This window comes from Amphritea sp. (assembly GCF_050300915.1).
Taxonomy (GTDB): domain Bacteria; phylum Pseudomonadota; class Gammaproteobacteria; order Pseudomonadales; family Balneatricaceae; genus Amphritea.
This window is the reverse complement of record NZ_JBNKYN010000045.1, coordinates 1-17,383: the sequence shown is the minus strand read 5'-3', so window position 1 is coordinate 17,383 and position 17,383 is coordinate 1. Positions and strand designations below refer to the sequence as shown.

Genomic DNA, 17,383 nt, shown 5'->3' with positions numbered 1-17,383 from the left:
TTGTCACATTCAGATCCACAGAGGGATCGGTGACAATTCACAGCAGAGGAAATACCCGGAGATGCTCCAGTCTGAAGTCAACAATAATAGATCGCAATACCTGTATCTGATTCTGCTGGGGGGATTCATTCTGGCGGTATGGCTGGGCTCCTCACTGTTCAGCTTACCGTCTTCTGAAACACCTGGAATCGCTAACACTTGTGATCTGAATAAGCAGAGCTGTTCGGTTGATATCGGGGAAGTACACCTGAATCTGGATATTCAACCCCGGCCTGTTCGCTCGATGACGCCACTGAACTATCGGGTTAGCATTGATGGAACCATGGCCAGCAAAGTCATGATCAACCTGCAAGGTAGCGAGATGTACATGGGTATCAATCAGACAGAGTTAACCCCTCTCAAGGACAAGCCAGGGGTCTTCTATGGCAAAGGAGAATTAGCCGTCTGTACCACCGGAGAGATGATATGGCGACTGACTGTTTCGGCAGAAACCGCTGCAGGCCCACTCACGACATGGTTTGAATTCAGAGCGAAATAATGGCAAACAACCTGACAACACTACGTAACCTGTTACTGCTGACGCTGGCCTTGCTTGCAGGCATTGTCACCGCTTATCTATTGTCTCCACAAAACAACTCAACAGACCAGCCAATGCTGAAAACCCTGGGCGGAGACTTCACGCTGCAGGGCATTAATGGCGATGTTTCCCTGCACGACTTTCGCGGTAAAGTTGTTCTGGTCTATATCGGTTATACCCACTGTCCTGATGTGTGTCCAACATCGCTGGCGGTGATCTCACAAACGATGAAAAACCTTGAGGCTGATCAGCGTCAACAGGTTCAACCCATTTTCATCAGCGTGGACCCTGACCGGGACTCACCTGAACGTCTGGCTGAATACAGCGCTTTTTTCTACCCATCCATTATTGGCCTCACCGGCAGTCGTAAAGAGATTGACCAGGTGGTTTCCCAATATGGTGCGTTCTACCGCATGGTAGATATGAAGGATTCAGCAATGGGCTATGCCGTTGACCACTCCTCACGAATCTATCTGATTAATAAACAAGGTGAATTGAGTAGCACTGTCGCTCACGGCTCGTCACCCGACCTATTGGCAACTGAGATTAAAAAACTGCTATGAGCGCTTTAAACGAGTGGCAATAAATCCAAATCTGACTGACATCGGATGTTATGAATATGATTGTCATCAATAACATTGTTATAAATAGGACTGTTATGAAAAAGCTAATTACGCTGGTTGCTGCACTCACTCTGTCTGCTTCTGCTTTTGCTGAAGTTAAGGTTGACCACCCCTACGCACGAGCTGTTCCGCCGGGACAAGCCAACAGCGCTGCCTTTATGACCCTGACAAACAACAGTGATGAGGAAGTCTCGCTGATTTCAGCATCAACCTCGGTCGCCAAGGTTGCTGAGCTGCACACCCACACTCAGGAAAACGGGGTGATGAAGATGCGCAAAATTCCGCAGATCACGATGAAAGCCAATGAACAGGTACAACTCAAACCGGGTGGCCTCCATGTGATGTTGATCGGTCTGAAACAAAACCTGAATAAAGATGAAATGATCGATCTGACACTGAACTTCAGCGATGGCAGCTCAGAAAAGCTCGATATTAAAGTAATGGATGTGATGTCTGGCATGGGCAATATGCAGATGCATAAGGGCATGCAACAACAAGCTCAGTGATTCTCCTCTCTGAAGCAAAAAACCGGCTATTATCGCCGGTTTTTTTATTTCCCCTGAAGAGAAAAAGACTCAGGCCGCAGCTCATCAGTCCCATAATAGTTCTGAAATGCGCGAATAAGCGCAGCAGGACGCTCAGGAATACCCTCAGCGAGGTAGCGATTCAGCTGTTGGTGTACATTCTGCTTAAACGTTTCACTGGCGCCGATATCACTGCCCAGATTATCGGCACTGAAATGAAACTTATGACCAGCGGCTTCTGATAGTAACCACTCCAGCGCCTGTGGCTTGACTTCAACTTTCTCAAACTCGGCCTGTTCTTCCGCCGTCCGGCCATCTGGCTTATACCAGTAGCCAAAATCAACCAGCCGCCGCCGTTCCTCTCCGGCAACACACCAGTGGCTGATCTCATGTAAAGCACTGGCAAAAAAACCATGGGCAAAAATCACCCGATGCTGAGGATTAATCGCATCCGCCGGAAGATAGATAGGTTCATCATCACCGCGCACCAGGACGGTATTTAATGTTTCACTGAACAGCCCGTTAAAGAGGCTGATGAGACTTTCAGGCGTCCGTTCGTTCATAGTTGGTCTTAAAGTGTATTGTCGCTAATTACAATGCTGACTGTTTTACAATTTCTGTGGTGTTACTGCTGGTACTTTACCCAGGTAGTCTGGTTCAGCCACCAACTATCACCGCTATTATGGTCGATCCTCGCCGCAACATAGCCTTTCACATCACCGTTGGCCTGTAGCAACTGAATATCATAGGAGGAAATAGGAGGAGCCAGTTCCTCCTCAAGAGGTTGCCAGCGGTTGGCTGCAGATATCCAGCTCTCTCCGGAAAAGCGGTTGAAACGAATCATCACCCACTGCCCCTTGGCTGTATAACAGCTGGCAAGCTTGAAAGGATCCCCCCCGCCCAATTCCGGGGCAATCTGTTGCAACTCGGTTAGCTGCTGATCCAGGCGTTGCAGCCGCTCATCCAGGCCGGTATCCGGCTGCGCGTTTTCAGGATTCGGCACTGCAGAACGCTTCACCTCCTGAGCCAGTACCTGAAACTGGGTTAGCAATAACTGCACCCGCTCCGCCACTGAACTGTTCTGCAATTTAAGTTCAAGAAACTGTTCCTGCAACAGTGTGATACGCCCGTTCAGCTTGTCAAACTCTGCTGACTGATCCACAGCAACAACCGACGGACTGGTTGGCGACTCAGCCGCTGGATTGATATCCGGCTGAACATTGGCAGCATTACAACCTGCCAGTGTGAATAAACTCAGAAGGGCCAGTAAAACGATTCGGCTCACAATATTCTCCTTCCCATTGGTGCGCCCATTCTAGCGGATGGACAGACAGAGTAGAACCGCTTTCCCTGCACGAAGAAGAGAATAATAAACAGAGACTACGAAACCGAAGGTAATCATCCGAGAGGCTTAATGACGACACTATTCTCAAGTGCTATTTAACAGTATTACTTAATGCTGGCAGTTTGACTGCCAGACTTACCGGTATTTTCTCGCCAGTCTATGGTCAGCAGATCACCTTTAGCGCCACCCGAAAAGCTAAAAGAGAAGAACGGGTCTGGCGCGACACCAACGCCCAAATTAGCAGTAAATACAGCCTTACCGCCATGGGTAACTCTGATCTCCTGTAAAAACTTTGCGGCGACGAGCTTACCCGTCTGTTTATCTTTCCGCTGGCCGTTTTCCATACTATGTTTGACCCTGAGCTTAACATTGGTCATTTCGTTGTGGACTTCGGCATGCACTTTCATAATATCTGCCACTAGCTTACCTCTGTACTTACCCCTGAGTTACCCGCTGCACCCACCGTCACTCACCTTAGTCTCCTGTGAGGCGCTCCATAACTGACCATCGGCTTTAACCACCGCAGTGATAGTCGATGATTGATGCACACGTATACGAGTGGACACAGCGGCTTCTGTGCCATCGGGAAGGAGAAATTCTGCCACAAGCGGATACCTGTTCCCTGCCACAAACACGCTGATGGACTCCACATTAGCAAGAGCCGTTCTCACGGTAACCGGAACCACTGCGCCATCAGCAGCGATACTCGGAACTTTCAGGACAACCTGATCCGTTGCAATCGGTTCAGCACCCAGCAGGGCTTTCATGGCGGCAACCGGGCTGGTCGCAGCAAACGCCTGTTTATTCCACGCTGCCACGGCCAGGCGGGGCATCAAGACACCAACCCCCACCAGGCCTACGCCACAAGCCATCGCTTTGATCACTGCACGACGATTTATCATTCCCTCTACCCTTTTTCCTGCGAGGCACCAGTGTATCCTGCGCAACACTGAAAATGGACAAAATTCTGCACCGGTCTAGCCACACCACGACTCTTTCCCCTCCTGCCCGGAAAAGCCAGAGAAAAGGAACAAGCCACGTGAGAGGCATCGTTATTCTGCTAAACACACAGTCATTCAGCGTCACTTAACGATGCTGCCATCGCGGCTTGCGCTTGTTGATAAAGGCATCTATTCCTTCGCCCGCGTCATGAGTGAGCATATTTTCTGTCATCACCCGACTACATTCGATGTAAGCCTCATCCAGGGGTTTATCGATCTGCCGTACGAATGCCTGCTTGCCGATAGATATCGCTTTGCGCGAACTGGCAGCAATTTTTGCAGCCACCTCCTGAGTTTTCTCTGCGACCGCGGCCTCCGCAACCACCCAGTTAATCAGACCGATCTGAGCCGCTTTCCCGGCACTGATCATATCACCGAGTAACAGCATCTCCATCGCATGCTTCTTGCTCACCGCACGACTGAGAGCAACCATTGGCGTTGAGCAGAACAGACCTATATTGACCCCTGGCGTTGCAAAGCGAGAGGTCTCAGTAGCGACTGCCAGATCACAGCTGGCAACGATCTGACACCCGGCTGCGGTTGCGACCCCATGAACCTGGGCAATGACCGGAATCGGCAGGTTGACGATTCGTTGCATCAGTGTTGAACAGGTATCAAAGGTGCATTGATAATAAGCTTCCTCGCCCTCTCCCAGCATCTGCTTCAGATCATGCCCGGAACAGAATCCACGGCCACTCCCCTGCAGGATTACAACGCGGACAGAGGTATCATCAGCGATCGCATCCAAGGTCGTGATAAGGGCTTGCATTAGCTCCATTGACAGTGAGTTGTATGCGTCAGGGCGGTTCAGTGTCAGTGTGCAGATGCCATCTGCATCTTCACGAATCAATAGTGGGTCGTTCATAGCTGCCTCAGTTATTGTTTTAGGTTAGGGAAAACGTAAAGCAAAATCGCTAAAAAATAAAGGATAACCCTTATTTTCAGACGAAAAGCTGAATTTAACCACTTATGGGCAGGCTATTTGCGTGACTGTTTTGCCAGAAAGCGATCCAGCTGATTGGCAAACTGCTGGCGATCTTGTTGGGTCAGCTTAGCCGGGCCACCGGTATCAATGCCTGAACTACGCAACTGATCCATAAAGTCACGCATATTGAGCCGCTGACGAATGTTTTCCGGTGAATAGAACTCCCCCCGGGGGTTCAGCGCATGGGCACCTTTTTCCAATACTTCAGCGGCCAGCGGAATATCTGCTGTAATCACCAGATCACCCACATTGCAGTGCTGCACAATATAGTTATCAGCAACATCAAACCCTGCAGCCACCTGCACCGCACTGATAAAGGCAGATGTCGGTGTACGTAGCAACTGATTAGCGACCAGGACCGTATTAATCCCTAACCGCTGGGCTGCACGAAACAGGATCTCCTTGACCACATTGGGGCAGGCATCGGCATCAACCCAGATATTCATATGCAGCGCCCCCGGATCGGATCAGAGCGAAAGAATATCGATCATTTCCGGCATGGATGTCGCCGAGCGGCTCAGAGACCCCTGAAGATCAGCAATCCCATGGGGATAGCCACGCTGCAGCCCCTTAAAATCGAACAGTTCAGTATCGACAAGATGAGAGGGAACGACATTTCTCAGCGAGCGGAACATCGTTTCAATACGGCCGGGATGATGCTTATCCCAATCCTGTAGCATCTCTTTTACCACCTGACGCTGCAAGCCATCCTGCGAGCCACACAGGTTACAGGGGATAATGGGAAATTCGCGCAGCTGTGCATATACAGCGATATCTTTTTCGCGGGCATAGGCCAGAGGCCGGATCACCATATTTTTACCATCATCGCTCACCAGCTTAGGAGGCATCGATTTCAGCTTGCCACCATAAAACATGTTGAGGAAAAAGGTTTCCAGAATGTCGTCCCGGTGGTGGCCCAGGGCGATCTTGTTAGCGCCGATCTCTTCAGCAAAGCCATAAAGAGTTCCACGTCTCAGGCGAGAACACAATGCACAGGTGGTTTTCCCCTCAGGCACCAGCTCTTTAACAACTGAATATGTATCTCTTTCGACGATATGGAAAGGCACGCCTATCTGAGTCAGATACTCAGGCAGCACGTGTTCAGGAAAGCCTGGTTGCTTCTGATCCAGGTTGACGGCAACAATCTCAAAACTGATCGGGGCGCTTTTCTGAAGATTCATCAGAATGTCCAGCATAGCAAAGGAATCTTTGCCTCCGGACAAGCACACCATCACCTTATCGCCATCTTCGATCATGTTAAAATCTTCGATTGCGCGGCCAGTTTCCCGGCGCAGGCGTTTTTGCAATTTGTTTAGCCGGGTTTTCTGTTGTTTTGCCAGTTCTTCGCTCATATACACTTTCTGGAAGCAGTTTAAAAAGGCGGCGATTATAGCGGATAACAACAGAATAATCAGCCTGCAAATCCGCTGCGATCAAAACTGATCGCAGCAAACAAGCAGACGGTTTAGCTTAGTCACGCAGAGCGGAGACCTCTGCCTGGTCTTCGCTGGTCAGGATTGACTCACGATCAAGATTCAGAACGGTCAACAACTCACCCATTGCATTCAGAACCCGGAACTGAGTCATAATACGATCTTTATCGGCTTTGAGAAGTTCTTTACGTGCTTCAAACAGTTCATTCTCTGCATCCAGCAGGTCGACCAGCGTCCGGCGCCCCAGCTTAAATTGCTGCTTGTAGGCATCCAGCGTTTTCTCAGCCTCAATCACATGGGCTTCCAGAAATTCCATCTGACGTTCCAGCAGCTGATAGGCGTTCCAGGACAAGCTCATACCTTCAGCCACTTCCCGCTGAGCCCGGTCACGAATCGCACTGGCCTCCATCAGCTGATAGTACGCTTCTTTCTGACGGTAGCTGTCTGCATTACCGTTAAACAGGTTGTAACGCATCCGGATCATCGCTGTCAGATCATTATTATAACCAGCAGCACCATCCATATTATTATTCCAGGTTCCCCCCAGTTCGAGGCGAACATCGGGGTGGAAATCGGAATCCCGTGTCTTTAACTGAGCAACAGCGGCATCAACGTCGAACTGGGCTGAGAGCAGTGTCGGATGAATCTTACCTGCCCGCTCAAGCGCCTGCTCATAGGAGACCGGCATATATTGATCAACAGGTTGTGGCTTAACCAGCCCAACAGCTTCCTCTCCTACCACTTTAAAATAACGGGCCTGAGCATCAAGAACGTTATTATCCGTTGCCAGGTAGTTGGAATGCGCCCGGCTCAACCGTCCCTTAACCTGGGACAGATCGGATGCGGATCCAAGCCCATGCTCAGAACGCTGACGAATACCATCAAGAATCTCTATGTGGGACTCCAGGTTAGCAGCGGCCAGAACAGACTCTTCCTGAGCATTGATAACACTCATGTAAGCGTCAGCAACTTCCAGAGTGGTGTTTTCTGCGACACTCCATAATTGAAACCGTTGTGCTTCTGCTTCTGCAGTCGTCCGGTCATTGTCGTTTTTAGTACGCAGACCATCATACAATAACTGGCTCATGGTCAACGATGCTTCACCACGCTCCAGATCGACATAGTCAGAGCTACCCGTTGCGGCACGGGTAGATGGACTGTTTGTCCACTCTCCCCCCCAACCCATCGCAACATCCACTTTGGGTTTGTAGCCCGCTCTGGAAACGCCTATCTGCTCGATACGGCTAAGATACTGACTTTTTACAATCGCTACTTCAGGCGAATTACCAATCGCATAAGAGGTTGCTTCAACCAGAGTCTGCGATGAGACCGTGCCTGACCATGCGAGTACTGCCAGCGCACATACGCCAACCCTGTTTATCTTACCCATAGAACCGTTCCCCCCGGATAAAGTCCATCTCAACGTTATCGTTCTCGTAAAGCTTGCTGCTGTGCTTTGAATATAGGCTTAAGCAGATAATCAAGAACACTTTTTTTGCCCGTCATAATGTCAACAGTTGCCATCATGCCGGGAATGATTGGCAGAGAATTTCCTCCCCGACCAAGATCTGTATTTTCGGTACGTACTCTGATGAGGTAATAAAGATTACCTTTTTCATCTTCTATGGTATCGGCACTGATATGTTCCAGAGTACCTTTCAAACCACCATATATCGAAAAATCATATGCGGTCAGACGCACCACTGCATTTAACCCAGGGCGCAAGAAGGCGATATCCTTAGGTGATATCTTAGCCTCGATCAGCAGATGATCTTCTGTCGGTACGATTTCAATCAGGTCCATACCCGGTTGAATCACACCGCCGATTGTATTAACAGAAATTGTCTTAATAGTACCATGCACCGGAGAGACAACGGTGGTCCTGTCTACCCGGTCACGTAAACTCACCTGAGCTTCGGTTTTCTTATTCAGCTCAGCCAGGTTTTCATTCAGTTTTTGTTGACTTTCACTGCGTGCATTTAACGCGATTTCACGACGTTTCGCAACCGATTCCTGAATACTTAGCCGAACTTTAGGCAACAATAGCTTCGCCCCTTCAAGCTCCTGCTTGTAGCTATTAAGGTCTCTTTCCAGCTTAATCAGCTCGATTTCCGGAACAACTCCCTGCTCGGCTAGAGGTTTGGTCATTTTCAGTTCACGCAGACTCAGCTTATAAGATCGATCAAGATGACTGATTTTAGACTCAAGTTCTTTCTCTTCCTGATCACCCTGCTGAATCTGCCGACCAATAATTTCCAGCTGATTACTCAGATTACGCAGATATTCCTCAAGTTGAGACTGCTCCCGCTCTAGCAGATCCGGATTGCGCTTCTGCCACTCAGCATCCACATTGATAGGCTGAGGGACCACCTTAACCTGAGACTGCCAGTCAGCATTCACCGGATCATCACTGATTATAATACTGGCCAGCTCGGCTCGGTGACGAGCAACCGAGATCTCCAGATAGGTTTGCTCCTGTGCCTGCCCGCGAAAATCTGATAAAAACCGGGTTTCGTCCACTCGCAGAAGAGGCTGGCCTGCTTCAACTTTGTCCCCCTCTTTTACATACAGCTCTTTGAGAATCCCTCCTTCGAGATACTGCACTACCTGAATCTGTTGCGACGGAATAACGCTACCCTGACCACGGGTAATCTCATCTAATTGCGCAAAATAAGCCCAGACAATGCCGATCACCACAAAACAGACTACCCCCCAGAGCAGGATACGTGAGCTTCTGGGGGTATCCAGCAACACGCTGGCAGCTGAATTATCAATAAAGTCATGTAGTTCAGAAGCAATGATGGTTTTATCGTGCTTCGCCTTAGTCATCTCAGCAAGTGCGCTTTTCACCTCGGAAGGTTTCGCTTCGCTAGAGGCCGGTAACGGGTCTGTATGCATATCACTCATCAGGCCTGTACCTCCCTTTTTGCTTTCTGCTGGTTGACGCCTTCCCTTAACCAGTTAACCACATCAGCTTTCGGACCATCAGCTACCAGACGGCCATTTTCCAGAACGATGATCCGGTCAACGACATCCAGAAGGCTGGACTTATGAGTACTGAGAATCACCGTTTTACTCCGATCCAATGATTTCAACTGTCCCATCAGTCTCACTTCTGACTTACGATCCAACTGACTGGTTGGCTCATCCAACAGCAATATTGGCGGGTCCATAACGATCGCCCTGGCCGCAGAAACAGCCTGACGCTGACCACCTGACAACTGTCTTCCCGCTTCGCCCACCTGGCGTTCCAGCCCCTCAGGGTCATGATTAGTGAACTCCGTCACACCGCCCCACTCAGCCGCCCGCAACAAATTTTCATCGCTGGTGAAGGGTGCCCCCATGACAATATTGTCACGAATACTGCCAAAAAACAGATGATTATCCTGTGTAATACAGCCGATATTACGTCGCAAATCGGCAGGATGTAGCTGAGCGATATTAACGCCATCAACCCGGACATCCCCCTGGGTACACTGGTATAAGCCGAGAATCAGCTTCTCTAGCGAACTTTTACCTGCGCCAATTCCTCCGATCAAAGCCACCCGCTCACCGGGTTGAATGGTAAAGCTAACATCATGAAGCGCATAACTTTGCTGACCCGGATAGGCAAAACTAACCTTATCAAACTCAATTTTGCCCTTTAATTTCGGACGACTGACATAGCTCTTGCCCTCCTCCTCTTCAACGGGCATATCCATCACATTATTAATCAGACTCATGGATGCCTTAGCCTGATTGTATCGGGTTGCCAGCAGTGATAGCTGCGCCAGGGGCTGTACCGCCCGTCCACTGAGCATAACCGAGGCAATGATGCCCCCCATGCTCAATTCACCAGCAGCCACCAGATAAACACCAAGAACGACAATACCGACAGTCATCATCTGTTGCATGAAACCAGAAAGCGTTGATGCGCCATTAGCCAATTTACGGGTCTGTATATCGTGCTGCCCCATCTTACTGACCGCCTGCTCCCAGATCACCTGATACTGACTCTGAGCACCATTAATCTTAACCGCTTCAATTCCGCTCAGGCCTTCTACCAGAGTTGCCTGCTTTTGCGAGGCGATCTTAGATGTCAGTTCAATCTGCTTTGCTAACGGCTTCTGAATATAGAGGCTATAGGCGACCAGAACCACCATAACAACCAGAGGCACAATGGCCAGCGGACCACCGACAATCCAAATGACGATCAAAAACAGCAACGCAAATGGCAGGTCAATCAGCGCCCCGAGTGTCGCAGAGGTAATAAACTCACGAATCGTTTCAAACGACTGCAGATTATTAGCAAAGGCCCCCACAGAGAGCGGCCGGGCTTCAAGCCGGATACCCATCACTTTGGCAAAGATTTTAGCTGACAGCTGCAGATCGAGCTTTTTACCTGCAATGTCAATAAAATAAGACCGCAGGTGCTTCAGGATCAGGTCAAAGACAAACACCAGCGCAACACCGATGGCGAGCACCCAAAGTGAGTCGAATGCCAAATTCGGTACAATCCGGTCATACACATTCATCACAAACAGTGGTGATGCCATGGCAAAGAGATTGATCAGTAAAGAAGCGATCAGTACATCTCTGTAGATCGGCACAGCACTCCTGAATGTGCCCCAGAACCAGTGTCCTTCCCGAGTACTCAGGACATCAGGACTTCGCTGATCAAACTGATATTTCTTGCGGATATAGAACAGATGCCCTGAATAGACCTTTTCCAGATCCCCCAAGCCAATTTCAACCTCACCATCACCGCTTTCCGGCTGCAATATCCGGGCGGTTCCTGCCTGATTGTCGATCGACATCAGAACACAACAGCTATGGTTTTTTAACAGCAATACACAGGGCAACAATAGTTCATGTATTTCTGGCAGCGGCTGGCTCGCCAACCGCGCAGACAAACCTGCACGTTCTGCTGCCCGCGGAAACAACGCCAGCGTCAGGCGATTATCAACCAGAGGCAAGCCACTACTCAGAGAATCCTCAGAGGCAGGCATACCATAGTACTTACTCAACAATACCAGGGCATCCAGCAAAGGATCAATAAACTGCTCCCGACTGGTACCAAAAACCCAATCTGATTGTGATGGTGTCACTGTTTCTTTTGCCTCAATAAACAAATATTTAGCCGTAGCTATCTGTTTCAAACCCTGACATCAAACAGCCGTTCGATGTTATCAGCTAAACAAAAAAACGGGCAGCTCCTCAGGGAGCCGCCCCGTTTAGCTTCAAACAATCAGTTTAGACTGGTCGATCAGCTGATTCAGCAGGTCATTATTGGTTATACCAGGGTCCAGACTTAGATCTGCTTTAAGATCCTGAATGCTTACATTGTCCAGAACAATTTCCTGCACAACATTACCACCGGCACTATCCTTAACACTCAATACGGCCTGGTTCGATGCATTCTCAGTCAGACTCAGATAGGACTCAACCACACCAGGATCTGTCATACCCAATGAGTCAAGCAGACCGGAAAGATCCAGCTTATCATCAGCGACAACAAAGTCCTGAATATGATCACTGGCAGGCATCGGGATAGTTCCCTGATCTCCGCCATTCCAGTCAAAGGTATCGGCACCGATACCACCGATCAGCAGATCGTCGCCGGCTCCACCAATCAGTATATCGTTGCCCAGACCGCCATCGAGAATATCGTTACCAGCCGCGCCATCCAGTGTTTCGCTACTGTCAGTCCCAGTGATAGTCTGATTCTTACCGATAAGCATCGATAATGGCTGATTAAGAGAGCTGTCACCATCGCTGTCTTTGACACTGATGATGAAGTTCTCAATCACATCGGTACCGTTGCTGACATTCGGTGTGTAAGTGAATGTCCCGGTTTCAAAGTTGAGCGCCATATCACCTTCAGACAGTGCAATCGTCTGTATCGGATTCGCTGGATCATAACTGTAAGTGACGCCGTCATAGCTCAATTCCAGAATGTGACCGCCATCTGCACCAAACATGATGCCGCTATCACCATCAGAACCAAACAGACTACCCTCTACAGGTGCCACGGTAGACAACATCACATCGCTCAGAGTCGTAATATCTGCGACAACCTGACTCGTTTTTCCAGGAATCACCTGAACCTGATTCAGATAATCAACACTGAGGTTTGTTCCGATGCCAATAACTTCAAGCGCTATATTGTTATTAGTGATGAAACTATCCCAGCTATTGAGATATGCACTATCAAGGAATCCGGACTCTACGCCATCCTGAGCATTGTTTCCTGTAACGTCAGTCGCTGTGGCCGTACTGTCATCATACTCCACGGTAGGTTGACCATCAGAGAGGTAATAAGCTACCGTCTTATCAGCAGCAGGCGCCCCGGCATAACCCGACTCAGTAACAGCCACTGCTGCCTCATAGTTTGTCGACGCTACTTCCATACCGGGAATACCTGCACCATTATATTGAATGGTGCCTGTATTCAGGCTTAGAAGATTAAGATAGGCGATAGCTTCTTGAGCCGTCATCCAGGTATCAACCGTTACGGCCTGTTGAGCAAACAACGTCAGGCTGACATTCGCACTGCCCTGATCATCATATGCTTTGATTGTGTCAATCATCGCCTGTTTAGCCAGTTCGAATCGAGTGCTGCCCCCGTTAACGCTTTGATTCATAGATCCGGATACATCCAGTGTCATAATCACGTTAGTGGCAACACTTTCAGGAACATCGACAGAGACCGCGATGCTATTGTTCACCTGTGGTACATCGTCATGAATCGTTACATCCAGAGTCGAGGTATAAGGCGTACCACCAGGATCAGTCACTACATAAGTGAAACTGTCCACAGCAGTATCGGTTGCTACAGCGACGAACTCCGGACCGCTGATCGTGAAATTATCGACATAGGCATCTTCAAAGTTTGAGTTACTACCATTCAGTAACACAATATCAGCCTGTCCCTGATCGTTCAGGGTAATATCGAAAGAGTATCCACGAGTCCCACCAGTGTGAGAGTCATTGATAACATCTGTTCCGTTTACCGTAACAACAAAGTTGTCAGTGCCGCCATCCCAGTTAGTCGTCGCTTCGAAATCGAAGGACACTGTGACGGTTTGATTAGCATAAGCCTGACCAAAGTCGAACGTTTTGGTTGCGGTATCGTTATTACCATCGATTAACATCCGGCTGCCGTTAAGAGAAACGTTGCTGCCGCCCCAGCCATCCAGAGAACCGCTGAAGGTATCGCTGGCCAGAGTAATGGTATTACCCGTATTAACAAACTGAGTATGATCAACAGCATTAATCAGCGTGTAGGTGTAATCACCAGTAGTGCTATCGATTACCAGTGTATTGCCCTCTGCCGTAGTAACCGTAATCAGGTTACCATTCACGACCGTTGTACCACCGGCAATACTCACGGTGCTCAGCGATAGACCGTTCGGAATCGTATCATCGGCGAGGATGTTACCGGTGACCACTTCTCCGGTGCCGGCACTGTTTGTACCATTGGCCATATCAGCTTCAAAAACCTCTGCCGCATTGGCATTCAATGTCGGAGTCGGTTTCACCTCTCTGCTGACATCAAGGGTGACAATACCAGAGGTAACATCCCCGTCGACATCCTGCATGCTAAAGCCGATAGTCTCAGCAAAATCCACCGTAAAGGTTGGGTCCGCCTCATAGGAGTACACACCCGTATCCATATTGATGCTTATCACACCACCCAGAGACGTGGTAATCACGATAGAGCTATCATTGATAACATCACTGTTCGCACTATTGGTAATAGTACCCGCGGTATTGTCATACGTATAAGTGACTGAATCGATAGTCACCGTGCGTACATGGCCATTACCATCGGCACCAAACCCGCCCGAAGCAAGAGACCCAAACAGGTTGCCTGGTATAGCAGTGGAAACTGTCGCCAACAGAGAATCGGTCAGCGTGGAACCTGCTGCGGTTGCATCGATTGCCGGACGCTCTGTTGCGTCAACACCGTTGAAAGCAATAGGTTCCAGAGCCGTGACCGCAGCCCCACCAAAACCAACAGCAAAGGAGTCAATGTTGTTGTTAGTGACAAAGGTTTCCCATGCGGTCTGATCAGCAGCAGTATCTATCTCATTGCCTGAGCTCGGTGCACCATCAGAGAGGAAGTAAGATATATTCTTGCCACCGGAAATATAACCGTTTGTTTCAGCAAAAGCGGTCTGTGCGGCTGCCAGGGCTGCATCGTAATTTGTAGCGCCCCCCATATCAGCATCAGTTAATGCGTTGATATAAGATTTCGCATCGGCAACACTGATCCAGCCACCATCACCTGGCACAGTTGCTGTACTGCTGAAGTTGACAATCTGAATCGCGGTATAACCCGCATTATCATAGGAATCCAGCATTGAGATTACCGCTGACTTCATATTCGTCAGGTTGCTACCTGCCATACTTCCAGAGAAATCCAGAATCAACATAATGTTGGATAGCGCCAGTGGTACCTCAAGCGAATTGCTCAGATCACCGCTAACAGGCCGGTCATCTTCAATCCGGACATTAAGACTGGAATCAACAGTATTAGAGCCATCAGAGATAGCAACGCCAAACTGCAGATCCATGATGTCCTCTGTACTGTTAACAGGGTGATCAACTGGCGCAAGCAGGTTAACGGTGTATGACACACTGTTGTTTGAACCGGAAGAAACAACCGGATCAAGTGTAATCGTCAGAACATCGACCCCGGCAGAAGTGCTGCCTGTCAGCGTCTGACTTGACGCATCCCAGCTCCAGCTATCAACATCATCACCACCAGAGGTAAGGTTGATTGGGTTACCCTCAGACGTAACACTTGTAAGTCCTGTCAGCGACACACTAAATGTACTGCTATCCGAGTCAGTAAAGTTGATCACGCCAGTTGCAAACGAATCATCGGTCGTATCAACCGGATCCCCGGTAGTGTCGGTAAGACCACCGACCAGTCCTTCTTCAGAGACAGAAACGGTATCGATAGAAGTAATCACTGATGGGTCGTCAGTTTCAATCACGGTAATATTGAGATTGGCCGTTGACGTTGCGGTATCAACCACCGCCCCATCAGCCAGCTCCTGAGAGGTAGCCGTTACGACCAGTGTATGAACCTCGCTAGCACCATTCGGCAGATCGGTATAACCGGTATAGCTCAGGTTATCCAGATTCCAGCTGGTCACATCAACGCTGGTATTACCTGCAGTCGCCGTGAAGCTGTTAGTGCCGTCGGTCAGCACTGAACCATCAGGAATTGAGGAGATAACGATACTGCTGAGTACTTCAGAACCATCGGTATCTACCAGAGCAGAATCGATAGCCGTCAATTTAATCGGAGTACCTTCATAGCCTTTATTCAGCTCTACTGGATAAAAACCACCATCACTGCCGGATGTCAGCACCAGATCTGAGTGCTGTCCCTGAGCAGCATCGACCGCATCAATGCCGGTGTACATATTAACAGCAGCGGCATTAAACGGCTGGCTGGTACCGCCATTAACACTGACATTAACCGACAGATCACCTGCAGCAATATGGTTGTAGATATACATCTCAAAGGTGTAATACCCGCTGGAAGCGGCGGTAAAGTTTCCATAGGTAGAGACAGTCCCGGAACCTACATTAGCAGTAGCAACAGTTGATGTATCGTAGTTACCGAATGCATCCCCAGTAGTATCGATCAATGTTTTACCACCGAGTTCAATCCGGAAAGAATCATCGAAATAGCCATCAAATGACAGTGTGCTACCCGCTTCGAGATAGATAACACCCGTAGTCACTTCAACACTATCGACAGCAATATTATTTGCATTAGAGGCAGAAGCAGCATCACGATAGGGTTGTGTTACAACTGTTGAAGTGCCTCCAACCAGTCCATCAGAGAGGGTCTCAAGATTACTACTATCGACTGTTGCCGGGCTGATACCCGTATTGGTATAAACCGTTTTAACCAGGCCAGCAGAAGCTGGAACGGTAACCAGATCAATAAGATCAACACCACCACTGGTCTGTGTGCCATCGACGCTGAGCGTCGGAGCATCAGCAACCGGCGTAACATCGATCGTCAGCGTTGCCGGAGCCGCGCTCCAGTTAACACCATCAGATACACTGAAGGTAATACTGTCGTAATCATTTAACTGATCACCCTCACCCGCAGCACTATAGCTGTCATAACCAGAGTCATGCAGAGCCGGCTCAAAGGTCAGCAAACCGATATCTGAACTGTTTATCTCATTGCTACCAGCATTAAAGCTGGCCAGATTCGCAGCCGTTATCTCGACACCATTAAAGAACAGTGTGCCATCGGTTGGCAGAGACTCAATCCGCACAGCCTGTAGAGCATTACCAGCATCAACATCGCTGAAACCGAAGTCCGCAGCACTAAACGTCAGTGTTGTATCTTCCAGAGTCGAAGCAGTGCTGTTAACTGCATCAGGTATGTGATCATCATCAGTGATAGTACCAGTACCAGTTGCACTGCTGTTTGTAGTGGTGCCGCCGGTAACCGTTGCTGTCAGATCGAAACTTTCAGAGCCTTCAACCAGGGCATCCTGCACGGTAGCAGAACGAACCTGAAGGGTTGTTTCCCCAGGCGCAAAGCTAAGATCACCTGCAACAGGCTCCCATGAACCAGACCCAGTATTGAAGTATTCAAGAGTCGGACTGTAATCAGTGGTATCCGTTGCACTACCAGTATCAACAGTCGCAACACTGAAATTGATCGTCTCAAGACTCGGGTTACTCAGACTGATAGTGAACTCCATCTGTCCACCTTCAACCACAGTCGGGCTACTGACAGAGAGCGTTGGAACGTCATTATCAGCTGTTCCCGGACCGGTAGGATCGAATGGACCGGGGCCGGTGCCGTCATCGACGATCGTACCGGTGGCGGTACCATCGGCAATGCTGCTGCCCACGGAGTTGTTGCTCAG

Annotated in this window: 14 protein-coding genes; 3 read left to right on the top strand and 11 right to left on the bottom strand. The window is 49.3% G+C overall.

The genetic code is table 11. The features are described from left to right. Positions 1–61: 61 nt before the first annotated feature. The 3 genes from ACQY8X_RS12780 to ACQY8X_RS12770 all read left to right on the top strand — a co-directional run bounded on the left by ACQY8X_RS12780 (position 62) and on the right by ACQY8X_RS12770 (position 1,706). Positions 62–538, top strand: coding sequence for a hypothetical protein (locus ACQY8X_RS12780; RefSeq protein WP_428035529.1), 477 nt, complete (start codon positions 62–64; stop codon positions 536–538). After that, a complete protein-coding gene (locus ACQY8X_RS12775) occupies positions 538–1,140 on the top strand; it encodes an SCO family protein (protein WP_428035528.1) in 603 nt (200 codons plus the stop codon). The genes ACQY8X_RS12780 and ACQY8X_RS12775 overlap by 1 nt, the downstream gene beginning before the upstream one ends. A gap of 95 nt (positions 1,141–1,235) precedes the next feature. Next, a complete protein-coding gene (locus tag ACQY8X_RS12770) occupies positions 1,236–1,706 on the top strand; it encodes a copper chaperone PCu(A)C (protein ID WP_428035527.1) in 471 nt (156 codons plus the stop codon). 44 nt (positions 1,707–1,750) lie between these two features. On the opposite strand, the gene ACQY8X_RS12765 is transcribed toward ACQY8X_RS12770, so the two are convergent. The 11 genes from ACQY8X_RS12765 to ACQY8X_RS12715 all read right to left on the bottom strand — a co-directional run bounded on the left by ACQY8X_RS12765 (position 1,751) and on the right by ACQY8X_RS12715 (position 17,368). After that, on the bottom strand, positions 1,751–2,287 hold the full coding sequence (locus ACQY8X_RS12765; RefSeq protein WP_428035526.1) for an elongation factor P hydroxylase: 537 nt from the start codon (positions 2,285–2,287) through the stop codon (positions 1,751–1,753). Between the two features lie 62 nt (positions 2,288–2,349). Then, entirely contained in the window at positions 2,350–3,009 is a 660-nt protein-coding gene (locus ACQY8X_RS12760; RefSeq protein ID WP_428035525.1) for a hypothetical protein, read from the bottom strand. A 164-nt stretch (positions 3,010–3,173) separates the two neighbouring features. Beyond that, entirely contained in the window at positions 3,174–3,488 is a 315-nt protein-coding gene (gene soxZ, locus ACQY8X_RS12755; RefSeq protein ID WP_428035524.1) for a thiosulfate oxidation carrier complex protein SoxZ, read from the bottom strand. Between the two features lie 27 nt (positions 3,489–3,515). Beyond that, the gene (soxY, locus tag ACQY8X_RS12750) at positions 3,516–3,971 is read right to left on the bottom strand and encodes a thiosulfate oxidation carrier protein SoxY (RefSeq protein WP_428035523.1); all 456 of its coding nucleotides are present in this window, start codon (positions 3,969–3,971) and stop codon (positions 3,516–3,518) included. Between the two features lie 184 nt (positions 3,972–4,155). Beyond that, positions 4,156–4,935 (bottom strand): enoyl-CoA hydratase, encoded by a 780-nt coding sequence (locus ACQY8X_RS12745; protein ID WP_428035522.1) that lies wholly within the window; start codon positions 4,933–4,935, stop codon positions 4,156–4,158. Positions 4,936–5,048: 113 nt separating this feature from the next. Next, a complete protein-coding gene (locus ACQY8X_RS12740; RefSeq protein WP_428035521.1) occupies positions 5,049–5,501 on the bottom strand; it encodes a YaiI/YqxD family protein in 453 nt (150 codons plus the stop codon). A gap of 21 nt (positions 5,502–5,522) precedes the next feature. Beyond that, a complete protein-coding gene (gene ttcA / locus ACQY8X_RS12735) occupies positions 5,523–6,407 on the bottom strand; it encodes a tRNA 2-thiocytidine(32) synthetase TtcA (protein WP_428035520.1) in 885 nt (294 codons plus the stop codon). A gap of 118 nt (positions 6,408–6,525) precedes the next feature. Continuing rightward, positions 6,526–7,878 carry a TolC family outer membrane protein gene (locus tag ACQY8X_RS12730; protein WP_428035519.1) on the bottom strand — a complete coding sequence of 451 codons (1,353 nt, stop codon included), beginning with the start codon at positions 7,876–7,878 and terminating at the stop codon, positions 6,526–6,528. A 35-nt stretch (positions 7,879–7,913) separates the two neighbouring features. Beyond that, positions 7,914–9,395 (bottom strand): HlyD family type I secretion periplasmic adaptor subunit, encoded by a 1,482-nt coding sequence (locus tag ACQY8X_RS12725; protein WP_428035518.1) that lies wholly within the window; start codon positions 9,393–9,395, stop codon positions 7,914–7,916. Further along, positions 9,395–11,575, bottom strand: coding sequence for a type I secretion system permease/ATPase (locus ACQY8X_RS12720; RefSeq protein WP_428035517.1), 2,181 nt, complete (start codon positions 11,573–11,575; stop codon positions 9,395–9,397). The genes ACQY8X_RS12725 and ACQY8X_RS12720 overlap by 1 nt, the downstream gene beginning before the upstream one ends. A gap of 132 nt (positions 11,576–11,707) precedes the next feature. Continuing rightward, a complete protein-coding gene (locus ACQY8X_RS12715) occupies positions 11,708–17,368 on the bottom strand; it encodes a VWA domain-containing protein (protein WP_428035516.1) in 5,661 nt (1,886 codons plus the stop codon). Positions 17,369–17,383: the final 15 nt, after the last annotated feature.

Coding starts and splice junctions, on each gene's coding strand:
- ACQY8X_RS12780 (WP_428035529.1), top strand. CDS start 62: ATGCTCCAGTCTGAAGTCAACAATAATAGATCGCAATACCTGTATCTG.
- ACQY8X_RS12775 (WP_428035528.1), top strand. CDS start 538: ATGGCAAACAACCTGACAACACTACGTAACCTGTTACTGCTGACGCTG.
- ACQY8X_RS12770 (WP_428035527.1), top strand. CDS start 1,236: ATGAAAAAGCTAATTACGCTGGTTGCTGCACTCACTCTGTCTGCTTCT.
- ACQY8X_RS12765 (WP_428035526.1), bottom strand. CDS start 2,287: ATGAACGAACGGACGCCTGAAAGTCTCATCAGCCTCTTTAACGGGCTG.
- soxY (WP_428035523.1), bottom strand. CDS start 3,971: ATGATAAATCGTCGTGCAGTGATCAAAGCGATGGCTTGTGGCGTAGGC.
- ACQY8X_RS12745 (WP_428035522.1), bottom strand. CDS start 4,935: ATGAACGACCCACTATTGATTCGTGAAGATGCAGATGGCATCTGCACA.
- ACQY8X_RS12740 (WP_428035521.1), bottom strand. CDS start 5,501: ATGAATATCTGGGTTGATGCCGATGCCTGCCCCAATGTGGTCAAGGAG.
- ttcA (WP_428035520.1), bottom strand. CDS start 6,407: ATGAGCGAAGAACTGGCAAAACAACAGAAAACCCGGCTAAACAAATTG.
- ACQY8X_RS12730 (WP_428035519.1), bottom strand. CDS start 7,878: ATGGGTAAGATAAACAGGGTTGGCGTATGTGCGCTGGCAGTACTCGCA.
- ACQY8X_RS12725 (WP_428035518.1), bottom strand. CDS start 9,395: ATGAGTGATATGCATACAGACCCGTTACCGGCCTCTAGCGAAGCGAAA.